The organism is Rhodococcus oryzae (genome assembly GCF_005049235.1).
Lineage (GTDB): Bacteria > Actinomycetota > Actinomycetes > Mycobacteriales > Mycobacteriaceae > Rhodococcus_G > Rhodococcus_G oryzae.
On record NZ_SUMD01000006.1, the window covers coordinates 311,511 to 328,301 of the forward strand.

Annotated in this window: 17 protein-coding genes; 13 read left to right on the top strand and 4 right to left on the bottom strand. The window is 69.9% G+C overall.

What is annotated here, in order from left to right; translation table 11 throughout:
- Positions 1-66 precede the first annotated feature (66 nt).
- Positions 67-702, bottom strand: coding sequence for an O-methyltransferase (locus FCG67_RS15120; RefSeq protein WP_189636508.1), 636 nt, complete (start codon positions 700-702; stop codon positions 67-69).
- A 283-nt stretch (positions 703-985) separates the two neighbouring features.
- Between FCG67_RS15120 and sigE the strand changes: the two genes are divergently transcribed.
- From sigE to tatB, 4 genes are all read left to right on the top strand, one after another.
- Positions 986-1,624 carry an RNA polymerase sigma factor SigE gene (sigE, locus tag FCG67_RS15125; protein WP_136910547.1) on the top strand — a complete coding sequence of 213 codons (639 nt, stop codon included), beginning with the start codon at positions 986-988 and terminating at the stop codon, positions 1,622-1,624.
- Positions 1,625-1,641: 17 nt separating this feature from the next.
- Positions 1,642-2,046: a zf-HC2 domain-containing protein gene (locus FCG67_RS15130; RefSeq protein ID WP_136910623.1), complete on the top strand. Its 405-nt coding sequence runs from the start codon at positions 1,642-1,644 to the stop codon at positions 2,044-2,046.
- A 109-nt stretch (positions 2,047-2,155) separates the two neighbouring features.
- On the top strand, positions 2,156-3,652 hold the full coding sequence (locus tag FCG67_RS15135; protein WP_136910548.1) for a S1C family serine protease: 1,497 nt from the start codon (positions 2,156-2,158) through the stop codon (positions 3,650-3,652).
- Between the two features lie 84 nt (positions 3,653-3,736).
- Positions 3,737-4,147: a Sec-independent protein translocase protein TatB gene (gene tatB, locus FCG67_RS15140; protein ID WP_136910549.1), complete on the top strand. Its 411-nt coding sequence runs from the start codon at positions 3,737-3,739 to the stop codon at positions 4,145-4,147.
- Here the strand turns inward: tatB and FCG67_RS15145 are convergent.
- Positions 4,144-5,019, bottom strand: coding sequence for a hypothetical protein (locus FCG67_RS15145; protein ID WP_136910550.1), 876 nt, complete (start codon positions 5,017-5,019; stop codon positions 4,144-4,146). The genes tatB and FCG67_RS15145 overlap by 4 nt on opposite strands.
- Before the next feature lie 123 nt (positions 5,020-5,142).
- On the opposite strand from FCG67_RS15145, the gene FCG67_RS15150 reads away from it, so the two are divergent.
- From FCG67_RS15150 to FCG67_RS15190, 9 genes are all read left to right on the top strand, one after another.
- Entirely contained in the window at positions 5,143-6,270 is a 1,128-nt protein-coding gene (locus tag FCG67_RS15150) for an XdhC family protein (RefSeq protein ID WP_136910551.1), read from the top strand.
- 115 nt (positions 6,271-6,385) lie between these two features.
- A complete protein-coding gene (locus FCG67_RS15155; protein WP_136910552.1) occupies positions 6,386-7,252 on the top strand; it encodes an FAD binding domain-containing protein in 867 nt (288 codons plus the stop codon).
- 37 nt (positions 7,253-7,289) lie between these two features.
- Complete coding sequence (locus FCG67_RS15160) at positions 7,290-7,856, top strand: (2Fe-2S)-binding protein (RefSeq protein WP_097212517.1); 567 nt, start codon at positions 7,290-7,292, stop codon at positions 7,854-7,856.
- Entirely contained in the window at positions 7,853-10,270 is a 2,418-nt protein-coding gene (locus FCG67_RS15165) for an aerobic carbon-monoxide dehydrogenase large subunit (protein WP_136910553.1), read from the top strand. The genes FCG67_RS15160 and FCG67_RS15165 overlap by 4 nt, the downstream gene beginning before the upstream one ends.
- A gap of 51 nt (positions 10,271-10,321) precedes the next feature.
- Positions 10,322-11,218 carry an XdhC family protein gene (locus tag FCG67_RS15170; RefSeq protein WP_136910554.1) on the top strand — a complete coding sequence of 299 codons (897 nt, stop codon included), beginning with the start codon at positions 10,322-10,324 and terminating at the stop codon, positions 11,216-11,218.
- A complete protein-coding gene (locus tag FCG67_RS15175) occupies positions 11,215-11,799 on the top strand; it encodes a nucleotidyltransferase family protein (RefSeq protein WP_136910555.1) in 585 nt (194 codons plus the stop codon). Before FCG67_RS15170 ends, FCG67_RS15175 begins: the two co-directional genes overlap by 4 nt.
- Before the next feature lie 3 nt (positions 11,800-11,802).
- Complete coding sequence (locus tag FCG67_RS15180; RefSeq protein WP_136910556.1) at positions 11,803-12,717, top strand: AAA family ATPase; 915 nt, start codon at positions 11,803-11,805, stop codon at positions 12,715-12,717.
- Positions 12,718-12,730: 13 nt separating this feature from the next.
- On the top strand, positions 12,731-13,384 hold the full coding sequence (locus tag FCG67_RS15185; protein ID WP_136910557.1) for an SRPBCC family protein: 654 nt from the start codon (positions 12,731-12,733) through the stop codon (positions 13,382-13,384).
- A gap of 9 nt (positions 13,385-13,393) precedes the next feature.
- Complete coding sequence (locus FCG67_RS15190) at positions 13,394-14,605, top strand: vWA domain-containing protein (protein WP_136910558.1); 1,212 nt, start codon at positions 13,394-13,396, stop codon at positions 14,603-14,605.
- 7 nt (positions 14,606-14,612) lie between these two features.
- On the opposite strand, the gene FCG67_RS15195 is transcribed toward FCG67_RS15190, so the two are convergent.
- Together FCG67_RS15195 and FCG67_RS15200 are read right to left on the bottom strand one after the other, a co-directional pair.
- Positions 14,613-15,749: an Mrp/NBP35 family ATP-binding protein gene (locus FCG67_RS15195; RefSeq protein WP_136910559.1), complete on the bottom strand. Its 1,137-nt coding sequence runs from the start codon at positions 15,747-15,749 to the stop codon at positions 14,613-14,615.
- Positions 15,750-15,773: 24 nt separating this feature from the next.
- Positions 15,774-16,613: a lytic transglycosylase domain-containing protein gene (locus FCG67_RS15200; RefSeq protein ID WP_136910560.1), complete on the bottom strand. Its 840-nt coding sequence runs from the start codon at positions 16,611-16,613 to the stop codon at positions 15,774-15,776.
- Positions 16,614-16,791: the final 178 nt, after the last annotated feature.

Genomic DNA, 16,791 nt, shown 5'->3' on the forward strand with positions numbered 1-16,791 from the left:
CGCTCGGCAAGGGGTCTCCCGTCAAGGGGCCGTAAAAATTCGCCGACGCAGGTGGGGGCGGTGCCGCTATTCCGAACGCGACGCGCAGAGCAGGCCGTCGCCGACCGGCAGGAGCACCTTCGTCAGGCGGTCGTCCTCCGCGATCGCCCGGGCCGCCGCGCGCACGGCCAGGGTGGTCGCGTCGCGCTGGCTGGGGTCGGCCACGCGCCCACCGAGGAGCGCGTTGTGCAGCACGATCACCCCTCCGGGTCGGAGCAGTCGAACCCCCTCGGCGACGAACTGCGGGTGGTCCGCGGGCGAGGTGTCCACGAACACCAGGTCGTATGCGGCGTCGGCGAGGCGGGGCAGCACGTCCAGGCCCCAGCCGTTGATGAGCCGGGTTCGGCCGGGCGCGATCTCGCCGGACCGGAAGGCGTCCTTGGCAGCCCGCTGGTGCTCCGGTTCGGTGTCGATGGTGGTGAGCACCCCGTCGGCACGCATGCCGTCGAGCAACCACAACCCGCTCACCCCCGCGCCGGTTCCGATCTCGACCACGGTCTTGGCGTCGAGCATCTGGGTGAACAGGCTCAACAGCGCGCCGACGGACGGCGGAACCGGAGTTGCGCCGAGATCCTCCGCCCGTTCGCGTGCGAGCGTGAGGACCGCGTCCTCCAGGACCGATTCCTCGGTGTGAGCCAGCAGCTGCTCGGCGTTGTTGTGCACGAATCCGAGGTTATAGCCGACACGCTGCGGTGGAGTCGAGGCGCGCACGTGATTTTGGCCGCTGACCCGCAGATTCTCAGCTGAACCTCAGGTTGCTCACACATCTCACACATTTGGATCGGAAAAGGTAGGGGCACACGAGATCGCTGACCGCCCCGGAAGGGGGTACCGGACGACACCGATGAGAGGGAACAAACCCGACATTGTCGGGGTTGTGCCTTTTATTCGTATCGTCCTGTGCTCGCTCACCAGCTGTCCTTAGCAGGAGGTTTCCACAATCTCGATGGTCAACGCCGTACCCGCCTTCGATGCGGAATTCACCGAGTCGGTGCCGACAGGCGGCACCGACGCCGCCGATCTGAGCGGCACCGCCGCCTTCGACGCCACCGGCGATCAGACCAGCATGCCTTCATGGGACGAACTCGTCCGTGAGCACGGCGACCGGGTGTACAGGCTGGCCTACCGGCTCTCGGGCAACGCCCAGGACGCCGAGGACCTCACCCAGGAGACCTTCATCCGGGTGTTCCGCTCGCTCTCGAACTACCAGGCGGGCACCTTCGAGGGGTGGCTGCACCGGATCACCACGAACCTGTTCCTCGACATGGTGCGGCGCCGCAACCGGATCAAGATGGAGGCGCTGCCCGAGGACTACGAGCGGGTCCCGTCCGACCGTCCGAACCCCGAGCAGATCTATCACGACGCCCGGCTCGATCCCGAGTTGCAGTCCGCGCTGGACTCGCTCGCGCCCGAGTTCCGTGCCGCGGTGGTGCTCTGTGACGTCGAAGGCCTGTCATACGAGGAGATCGGTGCCACACTGGGAGTCAAGCTCGGTACCGTACGCAGCCGAATCCACCGTGGAAGGCAGGCGCTGAAGGAATATCTGACCGCGGTGTCGGGGACAGGGAAGATGACATTCGCATGACCGTGCAGGAGGGTTGGATGACGCAGGCCCGGAAACCGCGCCGCTTCAGCTCTACCGAGCATCTGGCCAGTGAGGCGATTGCGGCGTACGTCGACGGCGAGCTGCAGATGAACGCCTACCTGCGGGCCGCGCAGCACCTGTCGATGTGTCCGGAATGCGCTGCCGAGGTCGACGCCCAGCACCACGCGCGTGGTGCGCTCCGTCAGGCCTCGGAGATCAGCATGCCCAGCTCGCTTCTCGGCGTTCTCAGCCAGATCCCGATGTGCAACCCGCTCCCGGACGCCGACGCAACGGCACAGGGCCGCGGTCGTCGCTTCGCCGAACGGTCCGGCTTCCGGCGTTCCGACGGCAAGGCGGGCGCCGTGCTCGCGGCGATGGTCACGTCGTACTCGTTCGCGTCGTCGTGGCGCAGGCGGCGCTAGTCGCCACCGCGGCGGTGACGATCGATCGCACCGCGTCGGTGACCGCGGCACGCACCGCGTCGGTGATACTGGGATCCGTGACTGACGCCAACGAGGGGTACACAGCCGCGTGAACTCGGATCCCACATCGCCGGCCGCCGGCGCGCTGGATGCAGCAGCCGAACAGGATTCGGCACCGCCCCGGCTGGCACCGCGACCGCTCTACCGTCCCACCGTCGACCCCGCGGCCGCCGCGGCATTCGGGCGGCCCGACGGCGTCGACTCCTCCTTCGCGCCCGGCGCGGACCGCACCGCGGACCCGAAGGTCGCCGTTCGGCGTCCCGACCCGGTGCTCGCCGAGGCCTTTGGCCGCCCGGCAGGCGAAACCGATTCGATCCAGCGCGATCCGTCCGCGGGCGACTCCGACGAGGCGGCGGACGAGGCGCCCACCGATCCGTGGCGGGATCCGGACGCGCAGGCACGACTCGGTTCCCCCGCCCTCGACGCCCCCGCTGCCGGGGACCTGCCGCCCGCGCCCGCCCTCGGCATCCGTGACGTCCTGCTCGGCGAGCGCATCGCGCCGCGGGCACTGGCCGCGCTGGCAGGCGTCGCATTGGCGATCGGCCTGGTCGGCGGCATCATCGGCCGGGTCACGGCCGAGAACGTCGGCGCACTGACCAGTCAGCGGGTGGAGCTGACGCAGTCGAGTGGCGACGACGCCGAACTCGGCCAGGTCGCGAAGGTCGCCGAGGCGGTGCTTCCGTCGGTGGTGTCCATCCAGGTCGCGCTCGGTGAGCAGTCCGGCACCGGCTCCGGCGTCGTGATCAACGGCGAGGGCTACATCGTCACCAACAACCACGTGATCTCGATGGCCGCGACGAACCCGGACGCAGCGACGCTCCGCGTGGTCTTCGCGGACGGCACCAAGGCGCCCGCGCGCGTCGTCGGCCGCGACACGAAGACCGATCTCGCGGTGCTCAAGGTGGATGTCGGAAACCTGACCGTCGCCGAGCTCGGCCGGTCCGCGGACCTGAAGGTCGGCGACGACGTGGTGGCGGTCGGATCGCCGCTGGGTCTGAGCAAGACGGTCACCAGCGGGATCGTCAGCGCGCTGCACCGCCCGGTCCGGCTGTCCGGCGAGGGCACCGACACCGATGCGGTCATCGATGCGGTCCAGACCGATGCCGCGATCAACCCCGGCAACTCCGGTGGACCGTTGGTGGACCGCGAGGGCCGGGTGATCGGGATCAACTCCGCCATCCGAAGCGAGAGCGGGGGATCGGTTGGCCTGGGGTTCGCCATCCCCGTCGACGACGTCACCGCGGTCGCGCAGGAACTGATCCGGACCGGAGCCATGCACCACCCCGAGATCGGCGTGAACGCGCGGTCGGTGACCAACGAGCAGACCAGTGGCGCCGAGGTGGCCAACGTCAAGGACGGCGGGCCCGCGCAGCAGGCCGGGATCATCGAGGGCGACGTCATCGTCAAGGTCGGTGACCGCGACGTGACCAGCGCGGACGAGCTGGTGGTCGCGGTGCACCAGCAGGCCGTCGGCCAGCCGGTCCCGGTGCAACTGGTGCGGGCGGGCCGGACGGTCGAAGTCCAGGTCACACCCGCTTCGGACTGAGTGGTTCCCTCGGAGGGCAGCGTATGCGATGTGAATTCGGCACTGATAGCGGCGCGGATCGCCGCGGGCACGTAGGCTGACCCGGTGTTTGGCAACATTGGCTGGGGCGAGTTCATGGTCCTACTCGTCGCGGCGCTCGTGATCCTCGGACCCGAGCGGTTGCCCGGTGCCGTCTCGTGGGTGACGAAGTCGCTGCGCCAGGTCCGTGACTACGCGGGCGGCGCGACGCAGCAGCTCAAGGACGAGCTCGGCCCCGAGTTCGAGGACCTGCGCAAGCCGCTCTCCGATCTGCAGCAGCTGCGGGGGATGACGCCGCGCTCGATGATCACCAAGCATCTCCTCGACGGCGACGACTCGATCCTGACCGGGAACTTCGACGCGAAGCCGCAGAGCAGCGGCGGGCCAGGCGGCAGCGCCCTGCCCCCCACGCCGCAACGCGAGTCGGCACCGCTCGCCTCCGGCGAGCGTCCACCGTACGACGCCGACGCCACCTAGGGCCCGTCGAACGGAATCCAGTCGCTGGTCGCCGGGTCCCGGTGGAATGCGACGAATATCGAGCCCTCGTCGCCAGGGCGTTCCGGGTCGAACAGGACCTGTGTCGTGCCCTGGTCCGGTACCCGGTGCAGGCTCGGAACCCTCCGCGTGACCCACCGTGCGACGCCCTCGGCGTCGGTGAACGTCACCGTCGCGTCGATGCCCGCGATCGACACCGAGCCGTCCTCCTGAGGGCTGTCGACGAGCACGTTGACGTCGGCGATCGTGCCCGGCACCCGTAGCCCGCGTGCCAACAGCCGGTCACGCTCCCTGAGTTGGACGTTCTGCCTGCGGAACCCGGACACGGTCCGCGACATGGCCGCTCCGGTCGTCACCAGCAGGAGCAGGGGAATCCAGATCTCGGTGTAGTAGCCCACCCAGGCGAGCGGGCTCCACGGCGTCTCGGTCAGGGTGACCGGGTCGATGGCCGCGCCGACCTGCGCCGGTGGCCACCAGTTCAGGGTGGACACAGAGAAGCCGAGGGTGATTCCCGCCCAGCCGGCTGCGGCCATGAGGCCGGGGCAGCGGTGGCGCCCCAGGAAGGTCGCGAGGTCGTCGGATATCCCGACTCCGAACAGGACGTAGCCGAAGGCCGCCCCGAACGGCCACCACAGCCACGTCGGAGCCTCGTCGAACCGGGCCTCGTCGGCGAACGCGGTGTCGACGACGGCGTGCCGGAAGATGTCGGCGACACAGGCCAGGCCGTATCCCAGCAGCGCCGCGCAGGCCACGAACACCGCGAACCGGAAGCAGAGCCACAGTAAGAAGGTGGGGCTGCCGCGCCTGGACTCGAGTTCGTCGTGCCGCCGCCGAGCCGGATCCAGTGTGCTCAATGCCCCCGCCTCGTCCACCGTCCAGGAAGCCACACTCTATCGAGCGCATTCGGCGTAGCGTCCAGCCATGGGAACCACCCAGGGCGCCCGCAACCAGCTGTGCCACGCGGGGGGTGACGTCTGATGCGCGATGTCCTCACCGAACTGATGGCGATCTGGCGTGCGGGTGGGACCGCGGGTGTCGGGACGGTGGTGCAGACTTTCAGGTCGGCACCGAGGCCCCCGGGCGCGGCGATGGTGGTCGCCCCCGACGGCACCGTGGCCGGCTCGGTCTCGGGTGGCTGTGTGGAGGGCGCCGTCTACGAGCTGGCCCGGGACGTGGTCGAGTCCGGCAGGCCGGAGCTCGAGCGATATGGCGTCACCGATGATGATGCCTTCGCGGTGGGGCTGACCTGCGGCGGCATTCTCGACGTCTACGTCGAGCCGGTCTCCCGCCGCACCTTCCCCGAGCTCGCCGAGGTCGCCGAGGACATCGAGCACGAACGCCCGGTGGCCGTGGCGACCGTGATCGACCACCCGCAGACCGCGTGGGTCGGTCGCCGGATGATCGTGCGGCCGGACGGTATCGGTGGAACGGTCGGTTCGGCGCGTACCGACGCCGCGATCGGCGATGACGCCCGAGGTCTGCTCGCGGCGGGACGAACCGGGGTGCTCACCTACGGCCCCGACGGGCAGCGTCGCGGCGAGGGAATGCGCGTGTTCGTCGCGAGTCACGCCCCGAGTCCACGCATGCTCGTCTTCGGTGCCATCGACTTCGCCGCAGCGGTGGCCCATCAGGGCGCCTTCCTCGGCTATCGCGTCACGGTGTGCGACGCCAGGGCGGTGTTCGCCACCCACGCCCGCTTCCCGACCGCGGACGAGGTGGTCGTGGACTGGCCGCACCGCTACCTGCAGTCGCAGATCGACGCCGAGGCGATCGACGGGCGCACGGTGATCTGCGTGCTCACCCACGACCCCAAGTTCGACGTCCCGCTGCTGGCGCTCGCGCTCCGGCTGCCCGAGGTCGCCTATGTCGGGGCGATGGGGTCGCGGCGCACCCACCGCGATCGGCTCCAGCGCCTGCGCGAGGCCGGCCTCGGCGAGGCGGAGTTGGCGCGGCTGTCGAGCCCGATCGGACTCGACATCGGGGCCCGAACGCCGGAGGAGACCGCGGTGTCCATCGCCGCCGAGATCATCGAGCTGCGCTGGGGCGGGGGCGGCGAACGGCTGACCGCGATCGAGGGCCGGATCCACCACGACGAGACGTCCTGACCGGAGCCTGCCCGAGTCGTGTGCGGACCGTTTGTGCTGATCGCTCGGGGCGCTTGACACCCCCGGTGGACCGGTCGAGTCTGGATTTGTCCCCATGCGATGCGAGGTGGATCAGATGCAGGTCCCTGGACCCTTTGAATACGAGCGAGCGACGAGCGTGATCGACGCGATCGGACTGCTCGAACGGCTGGGGAGCGAGGCCCGACTGGTGGCCGGCGGCCACAGCCTGCTCCCGATGATGAAGCTGCGGCTGGCGAACCCCGAGTACCTCATCGACATCAACCCGCTGCACGACGAGCTGGGTCACATCACGGTGGAGCCGTCGGGCGTGCGGATCGGTGCGATGGTGCGACACCGGGAACTGCTCGAGTCGGCGGAACTGGCCGCGCTGTGGCCGATCTTCCGGGACGCCGAGCGGGTGATCGCCGACCCGGTGGTGCGCAACCGCGGCACTATCGGCGGATCGCTCTGTCAGGCGGACCCGGCCGAGGACCTCAGCACGGTGTGCGAGGTGCTCGACGCCACCTGCGTACTGCAGGGGCCGCGCGGCGAGCGCTCGATCGCCATGTCCGAGTTCCACCTCGGGCCGTACGAGACCGCCGCGGCGGACAACGAGATCCTCACCGAGATCCTGATCCCCTTCCGCGATCACGGGTCGAATGCCTACGCGAAAGTGGAAAGACGCGCAGGGGATTGGGCGATCGCGGCGGCGGGCGCGGCGGTGTGGCTGGACGGCCCGGTGGTCGTCGAGGCGAGGATCGGTCTCACCGCGGTGAATGCCGACCCGTCCGGATTCGGCGAGGTGTACGAGTTCCTCATCGGCAAGCCGTGTACCGACGAGGTAGCGCTCTATGCAGGCGATCTGGCGTCCCGGCACTGCGAACCGGTCACCGACCCGCGGGGTACCGCGGAGTACAAGCGGCACCTGGCCAAGGAACTGACCCGCCGCGCGCTGCGCACGGCTGCCGGACGGGTCCACTAGCGAGGGCAGGTCGGGGGACCAGGGAAGGACGAAAGACATGCAGGTGACGATGACCGTCAACGGCAGCGAGGTCACGGAGGACGTCGAGCCCCGGATGCTCCTGGTGCACTTCCTGCGAGATCAGCTGCGGCTGACCGGAACCCACTGGGGCTGCGACACCAGCAACTGCGGCACCTGCGTGGTGCTGGTGGACGGCGAGCCCGTGAAGTCCTGCACGATGCTGGCCGCGATGGCCGCCGGGCACGAGGTGCGCACCGTCGAGGGCCTCGAACGCGACGGCGAACTCGACCCCGTCCAGCAGGGCTTCATGGAATGTCACGGCCTGCAGTGCGGCTTCTGCACCCCCGGCATGATGATGACCGCCAGGGCCCTGCTCGACAGCACCCCGCATCCGGACGAGCAGGCCATTCGCGAGGCGATCTCCGGACAGATCTGCCGGTGCACCGGGTACACCACGATCGTCCGCTCCGTGCAGTGGGCCGCGGCGCACGAAGAGGGCGCGGCCCGCGAACCGGAACCGGAGCGCGGCACCGGGCCCACCGCGGCGCAGCCCGAGACCTCCTCACCGCCGCGCGTCAGCGAGCACGCCGGAGGCGCATCATGACCACCGTCGACCATCCACCGACCGGACCCGTGACGGACGAGTCGGACAACGAACACTTCGACAACAACAAGAAGCCGGTCGGGTACGGGCGGATGCTCCGCAAGGAGGATCCCCGCTTCATCCGCGGCCGCGGGAACTATGTCGACGACATCGTGCTTCCCGGCATGCTGCACCTGGCCATCCTGCGGTCGCCCGTCGCACACGCACGCATCGTGCGCGTGGACACGACGGCGGCGCAGGCGCATCCGAAGGTGAAGGCGGTCATCACCGGCGCCGACCTGGCGGAGCAGGGACTGGCCTGGATGCCGACCCTCTCCAACGACGTGCAGGCGGTCCTCGCCACCGACAAGGTGCGTTTCCAGGGGCAGGAGGTGGCGTGCGTCATCGCCGAGGACCGGTATTCGGCGCGTGATGCGCTCGAGTTGATCGACGTCGAATACGACATCCTCGATCCGGTGATCGACGCCCGCAAGGCGCTCGCGCCCGACGCCCCGGTGATCCGCACGGACCTCGAGGGCAAGACCGACAACCACGTCTTCGACTGGGAGGCGGGCGATCCGAAGGCGACGGAGGAGGCGTTCGCCAGGGCGGAGGTGATCACCACCCAGGAGATCGTCTACCCCCGGGTTCACCCGGCACCGATGGAAACCTGTGGCGCCGTGGCGGATTTCGACGCGGTCAACGGCAAACTGACGCTCTGGTCCACCTCCCAGGCGCCGCACGCCCACCGCACCCTGTATGCACTGGTGGCCGGGCTGCCCGAGCACAAGATCCGGGTCGTCTCGCCGGACATCGGCGGTGGGTTCGGCAACAAGGTGCCGATCTACCCCGGGTACGTGTGCGCCATCGTCGCCTCGCTGGTGACCGGGAAGCCGGTCAAGTGGATGGAGGACCGCAGCGAGAACCTGATGAGCACCGGGTTCGCGCGGGACTACATCATGCAGGGCGAGATCGCCGCAACCCGGGAGGGCAAGATCCTCGCGATCCGGACGAACGTGCTCGCCGACCACGGCGCCTTCAACGGCACCGCGGCTCCGGTGAAGTACCCGGCCGGTTTCTTCGGGGTGTTCACCGGCAGCTACGACCTCGAGGCCGCCTACTGCAAGATGACCGCCGTCTACACCGACAAGGCTCCGGGTGGGGTGGCGTATGCCTGCTCGTTCCGGATCACCGAGGCGGTGTATCTCGTTGAGCGACTGGTCGATTGCCTCGCGTACGACCTCGACATGGATCCCGCCGAGCTGCGGCTGAAGAACCTGCTCAAGCCGGACCAGTTCCCCTACACCTCGAAGACCGGCTGGGTCTACGACTCGGGCGACTACGAGGTGACCATGCGCAAGGCCATGGACATGATCGGCTACGCCGACCTGCGCCGGGAGCAGGCCGAGAAGCGTGAGCGGGGCGAGCTGATGGGCATCGGCATGTCCTTCTTCACGGAGGCGGTCGGTGCCGGCCCCCGCAAGCACATGGACATCCTCGGGCTCGGCATGGCGGACGGTTGCGAACTCCGCGTGCACCCGACGGGCAAGGCCGTGGTGCGGCTGTCGGTGCAGAGCCAGGGGCAGGGGCACGAGACGACCTTCGCGCAGATCGTCGCCGAGGAGCTCGGCATCCCGCCGGACGACATCGAGGTGGTGCACGGCGACACCGACAACACCCCGTTCGGCCTCGGCACCTACGGCAGCCGGTCGACGCCGGTGTCCGGGGCGGCCGCGGCGCTGGTCGCGCGGAAGGTGCGGGACAAGGCGAAGATCATCGCGTCGGGCATGCTCGAGGTGTCCGTGGCAGACCTCGAATGGGAGAAGGGTTCCTTCCACGTGAAGGGCGATCCGACGACGGCGGTGACGATCCAGGACATCGCGATGCGGTCGTACGGTGCAGGCGACCTGCCGGAGGGTCTCGAGGGCGGGCTCGAAGCCCAGATCTGTTACAACCCAGAGAATCTCACCTACCCGTACGGATCGTATTTCTGCGTCGTCGACATCGATCCCGGCACCGCCCAGGTCAAGGTGCGCAGGTTCCTCGCGGTCGACGACTGCGGCACCCGGATCAACCCGATGATCATCGAGGGACAGGTGCACGGCGGCATCACCGACGGGATCGGGATGGCGCTGATGGAGATCATGGCGTTCGACGAGGACGGCAACTGCCTGGGCGGCTCGCTGATGGACTACCTGATCCCGACCGCGCTCGAGGTACCCCACCTCGAGACCGGTTTCACCGTGACGCCCTCGCCGCATCATCCGATCGGCGCCAAGGGGGTCGGCGAGTCGGCGACCGTTGGTTCGCCGCCCGCCGTCGTGAACGCCGTGGTCGACGCGCTGAAGCCGTTCGGCGTCAGGCACGCCGACATGCCGCTGACACCCTCTCGGGTGTGGGAGGCGATGCAGGGCAGAGCGGCGCCACCGATCTAGCCCGCGGCCGGAGACCGGGCAGGACCCAGCACAGCGCAGGAGGGTGCGGGCATGGAGACGAACGCGCGGATCGCCGAGCTGATCGACCGCAGGCAACCGTTCGTGCACGCGACCGTGGTTCGTGCCGAGCCGCCGACCTCCGCGCGCACCGGCGACGAGGCGATCGTGCTGCCGGACGGCACCATCGAGGGGTTCGTCGGCGGTCAGTGCGCCGAGAGCTCGGTGCGCAGGGCCGCGCTCGATGCCCTGAAGTCCGAGGAGAGCGTGCTGCTGCGGGTGCTGCCGGACGGCCAGGCGCAGTTCCCGGAGGCGCCGGGGGCGACGGTCGTCGTCAACCCGTGCCTTTCCGGGGGCGCACTGGAGATCTTCCTCGCGCCGCGACTGCCCGCCGCGCGGCTGTATCTGATGGGCACCAACCCCGCCGCGGACGCGGTCGCCGAGCTGGCCCGGATGCTGGGGTTCCAGCTCGAGCGGGTCGAGGAGGGCGGCAGGCCCGACGGCGCGGTGGCGGCGGTGATCGTCGGTCTCGGGGGCAACGAGGGGCAGTCCATCAGGGCCGCGCTCGACGCGGGCGTGGGATACATCGGGCTGGTCGCCAGCAGGATCCGCGGCGCGGGCGTGCTGGATCAGCTCGAACTCGACGAGGCGGAGCGGGCCCGGATCCACACCCCGGCCGGGTTGCCCATCGGCGCGCGCACCCCTGCCGAGATCGCGTTGTCGATCCTCGCGCAGATCGTGCAGGGCATCCGGCTCGGCGGGCTGGCCCGCCGAAGTCCGGCACTGGACGCGGCACTCGCCGCCGCCGCACAGGACACGGTCACCGATCCGACCTGCGGCATGACGGTGACGGTCCGCGGGGACACCCCGCGAGTCGAACTCGACGGGCAGACGTACTGGTTCTGCAGCGCCGGGTGCCGCGACCGGTTCGTGAGCGAGCGGTACCCGTGACGGTCACGGGCATCGTCCTCGCGGCCGGGGGATCGGCCCGCCTCGGCAGGCCCAAGCAGCTGTTGGAGTACCGGGGCGCCCCGCTACTGGCAGCGGTGCTGCGGGTCGCGCGCGAGTGCCACCTCGACCAGGTGCTGGTGGCCCTCGGCGGGGCGGCCGCCGAGGTGGAGGCCGCCGTCGACCTGTCCGGGGTACAGGTCGTGCACAACCCCGACTTCGGTTCCGGCTGCGCCTCGACGATCTCGTGCGCGCTTGACGAGGTCGACCTGCACGCGCGGGGCATCGTCCTGATGCTCGGCGACCAACCCGGGGTCCGATCGGCGACGGTCGCGGCGCTGCTGGACGTCGCGACGCCGGACGCGAGCGCGGTCTGCCGATACCGGGACGGCCGCGGGCACCCGCTCTGGTTCGGCCGCAGCATCTTCCCCGACCTGCGGAGGCTGCACGGCGACAAGGGCGTGTGGAAACTGCTCGAATCGGGCCGGGTCCCGGTGCTGGAGGTGCCGGTCGATGCCGAGATCCCGCTCGACGTCGACACCTGGGACGACTACGTGGCGCTGCAGGCGCAGGATTCTCGGTGAGCCATGAGCCGGCCGGGGTTCGCCGATCTCGCCGACGTGGTCGGGCGCTTCGACGCGCAGGACTACCTGCTGGACGAGGGCACGGCGTCGGCGATCTACCTGGCACTGGCCCTCGGGCGGCCGCTGTTGCTCGAAGGCGAGCCGGGAGTGGGTAAGACGACCGCGGCAAAGGCGCTCGCCGCCGCGCTCGACACCACGTTGATCCGGCTCCAGTGTTACGAGGGGCTCGGTGCCGGTGAGGCCCTGTACGACTGGAACTACCAGCGGCAGCTGCTCGCGATCCGGATGGCCGAGTCGCGCGCGGGCAGGCTGGACGAGTCCGATCTGTTCACCGAGGAGTTCCTGCTGCCGCGCCCGATCCTGCAGTGCGTGCGGCACAGGGGCGCAGGGGCCCCCGTGCTCCTGGTCGACGAGATCGACCGTGCCGATGATGAATTCGAGGCATTGCTGCTCGAGTTCCTCGGCGAGTCGTCCGTCACGGTGCCGGAGCTCGGGACCTTCTCCGCCGAGCGACCGCCCGTGGTGGTCCTCACCTCCAACCGCAGCCGCGATCTGCACGACGCGCTCCGCAGGCGCTGCCTCTACCACTGGATCGAGTATCCGAAACCCGGACGCGCGGTGGCGATCCTGCGGCGCACCGTGCCGGAGGCGAACACGGCGCTGATCACACAGGTCACCGAGTTCGTCGGCGAAGCCCGCGGACTCGACCTCGACAAGCCGCCTGGTCTGGCCGAGTCGATCGACTGGGTGTCGGCGCTCGCGGCACTGGGCGCGACCGAACTCGGCCGCGCCGAGGCGGTGACGAGCCTCGGTGCGATCGCCAAGACCCCGGACGACCGGGACTCGATCATCGCACTGCTCGACGACAACGAACGCGATCGGGCCACGCCGTGTTCGGCACCCGATGCCACCACATGAGAGGTCAAGGGCGATGAAGCTGGAAAATCAGTTCACGGTGCACGCGCCGATCGAGACGGCCTGGGACACCCTGACCGATCTCGATGTGGTCGCGCCGCTGCTCCCGGGTGCGCAGCTGACCGGGCGCGACGGCGACGCCTACCTGGGCAAGATGAAGGTCAAGGTCGGCCCCGTGACGAGCGAGTTCTCCGGCCGGGCCGCGCTGACGGAAGCCGACCGAGGCGCGCACCGTGCCGTGATCGAGGCCAACGGCCGGGATTCGCGGGGCGCGGGCAACGCCTCCGCCACCATCACCGCGCGCCTGGTGGAGGAGGGCGACGCGACGAGGGTGACCGTCGACACCGACATGAAGGTGGTCGGGAAGCTGGCGCAGTTCGGCAGCGGCGTCATCGCCCAGGTGTCGGAGAAGATGATGAACCAGTTCGCGGCCTCGCTCGAGGCCAAGCTGGCCGAGGGGGAGCAGGCAAGCGAGCCGGAGACGGCGGCGCAGGTAGAGGCGGCACCCGGTGCGCTCGTCGCGGCGCCGGAACCGGCTCCGGAGCCCGAGCCGCTCGACTTGCTCGGGTTGGCCGGACCGGCGCTCGCGAGGCGGCTGCTCCCACTCGCGGCCGCGCTGCTGGCCGGTCTCGTGGTCGGGCTGGCCGTTCGATTCCTGCGGCGACACTGAGCCGTGGCCATGGGCGAACCGGCACTGGCAAGGGGGATCGACCTCGCGGCCTTCTCCATCGCGCTGACGATGCGCCTGCGGTCCGCGCGGATCCCGGTGACCGAGGGCGCCGCGGCGGAGTTCGCCAAGGCGCTGTCGTCGTTGCGGCCGACGTCGATGTCCCGCCTGTACTGGGCGGCGCGCCTGACCCTGGTGCGCAGGCAGGCCGATCTCGCCGGTTTCGACAGGGTCTTCACTGGCGTCTTCGGTGCGTCGCTGCTGGCAATGGACCCGAATGCACGGCGCGCGCTGCGTGATTCGCTGCCCGATTCCCACGTTGCGGCGCTGGTGTCGCGCGCGGGGAGCGACTCGACGCAATCACAGGGCGTGGGACTGCCATGGGCGACGATGGAGGCGGTCCGGGTAACCCGCGACCGTGGTGAGGAGGGGCCGAGCCTGCCCCTGCGATTGCCGGGCCGTCTGGAGGCGGTGGAGGGCCTGCCGTTCGGGCAGTTCAGGGAGGACGAGCTGCGGGCACTACGCACCTGGTTGGACCGGGCATCGGTCGCCTGGCCGAGGCGACGCACGAGGCGCAGGCGGCGCCACCCGGCGGGCAGGCGGATCGCGCTGCGGGAGACGATCGCCCGGTCTCGGCGCACCGGCTGGGAGACCCTGACGATAGTGCGAACCAGACCGGTGATCCGGCCACGGCGGATGGTCATGCTCTGCGACGTGAGCCAGTCCATGCAGCCCTATGCCGACGTCTACCTGCACCTGATGCGTGCCGCCGTGATCCGTGGCAACGCGGAGGTCTTCGCCTTCTCGACGCGGCTGACCAGGCTGACCGCCGTGCTCGCACACCGATCCGCCGAGGCCGCGGTCGCGCACGCCAACGACAGGGTGGTCGACCGGTTCGGCGGCACCCACATCGGCGGCAGTGTGCGCGACCTGCTCGCGTCGCACCACGGCAACGCGCTGCGTGGGGCGGTGGTGCTCATAGCCTCGGACGGCTGGGACAGCGACAGCCCGGAGGAGCTGGGTGCCGCGATGGCCCGCCTGCACCGCAGGGCGTACCGCGTGATCTGGCTCAACCCCCGCGCGGGGGCAACGGGGTTCGAGCCGTTGGTCGGGGCGATGGCCGCGGCGCTGCCGTACTGCGACCGGCTGCTGGCCGCCGACACCCTGAACTCGGTGCGCGAGGCGCTCGAGGTGATCGGTACCGCCGCGTGGCTCGGCCGTTGAGCCGGACCTACAGGTGTCGCGTGGTGTCGATGCCGAGCGACATGCCGGCGAGGCCGCGCGAGCGGACCGAGAGCTTCTCGGCGATCTCGCGTAGCGCGGCGCCTGCCGGGGAGTCGGGAGCGCTGAGCACGATCGGGACGCCCTCGTCGCCGCCCTCGCGGACGGCCTGCTCGAGCGGGATCTGCCCGAGCAGTGGGACCTTCGCGCCGACGGCCTTGGTGAGCCGGTCGGACACGGCCTGACCGCCGCCGGAGCCGAACACCTCCATCCGGGTGCCGTCCGGCAGGTCCATCCAGGACATGTTCTCCACGACGCCGACGATGCGCTGGCGGGTCTGCAGCGCGATCGCGCCCGCCCGCTCGGCCACCTCGGCCGCGGCCTGCTGCGGGGTGGTGACCACCAGGATCTCCGCGCCGGGGATCAGCTGGGCGACGGAGATCGCCACGTCACCGGTGCCGGGCGGCAGGTCGAGCAGCAGCACGTCCAGGTCGCCCCAGAACACGTCGGCCAGGAACTGCTGGAGCGCGCGGTGCAGCATCGGCCCGCGCCAGACGACGGGGGTGTTGCCCTGGGTGAACTGCGCGATCGAGATGAGCTTCACGTCGTGCGCCTGCGGCGGCATGATCATCCGCTCGACCTGCGTCGGCTTGGCGTCGGTGCCGAGCATGCGGGGGACGGAGTGGCCGTAGATGTCCGCGTCGAGGACGCCGACCGAGAGGCCGCGGGCGGCCATGGCGGCCGCGAGATTGACTGTGACGGAAGACTTTCCGACGCCACCCTTGCCGGACGCGACGGCGTACACGCGGGTCAGCGAGCCGGGCTGGGCGAACGGGATGACCGGCTCGGTGGCGTCGCCGCGCAGTGACTTGCGGAGCTCGGTGCGCTGCTCGTCGTTCATCACGTCGAGCTCGACGCGGATGGCACCGATGCCGGACACATCGGCGACCGCCTTGGTGACCCGATCGGTGATCTCGGTCCGCATGGGGCAGCCCGCGGTCGTCAGGTAGATCTCGATGTCGACGCTGGCGTCGTCGGACAGCGCGACGCTCTTGACCATCCCCAGCTCTGTGATGGGTTTGCGGATCTCCGGATCGAGCACCCGGGACAGCGCGCTACGAACGTCGGACTCGGTCACTACTGGCATGCCCTAATCCTAGGTGGCCTGGGCTCAGTGGATACGCGGCAGGGCGTCCGCGGTGGGGGTGATGCCGGTCGAGTAGGCCAGCGCCCATGCGGTCACGTTGGCCACATAGGCCATCGAGTTGTTGTAGCGGTGGATCGCCATGGTGGCCGAGCCGATGTCGCGCATGTTGGTCCCGCGGTCGCACAGGTACTTGCCGGTCGCGGCGGCGGAGTCGAACAGGTTCTGCGGGTCGATCTTGCCGTCGCCGTTGCCGTCGGCGCCGAACTGCGCCCAGGTGGTCGGGATGAACTGGGTGGGACCGACCGCACGGTCGTAGACGGTGTCGCCGTCGAGGGCGCCGCCGTCGGTGTCCATGATGACGGCCTGTCCTGGCAGGCTGCCGTTGAGGGGCAGGCCGATGACCGGCTCGAATACGTCGCCGTTGTCGTGGGCCTTGCCGCCGTTGGCGTGGTGCGACTCGACCATGCCGATGCCGGCGATCTGCATCCAGCTGATGCCACAGCCGGGCAGGTCCTTGGCGAGCAGCTTCTCGGCGGACTGGTAGGCGGCGAAGTTGATGCCGGGAATGCCGAGCGGTCCGTCGGGCAGGGGGGCGGGCGCGGGTGCCGGTGCGGGCTCGGGGGCGGGCGCGAGGACCGGGGCGGCCTCAGCGGCGGGCGTGGCCACCGCGGTGGGCTCGGCCTCGGGCTGCGGGGCGGCGGGAACGTCGGCGATCGGTGCGGACTCGGCGGCGATCGTGAACGGCAGCGAGGGGGAGGCACTTGCCGTGGTCCCGACGACCAGGCCTGCGGGGACTAACCCGGCGAGGGCCACGACGGAGTTGCGGCGAAGATTCGAATCGTTCTTCTTGCTGTGGCGACCCACGGTGATCCTCCTGCGTCCCGGTCGGGGCACTGATTTGTTATCGACCGGAGCCGAGGCTACCTGAATTCGAGATACTTCCGTTACTTTACCGTGATCTGCGTAGCCGGATTTTGAACGTAATCACTGGTCAGCGAAGAAAATTGGATAGTTTCAGTTAGGTCACGCCGAGGGCGAGTCG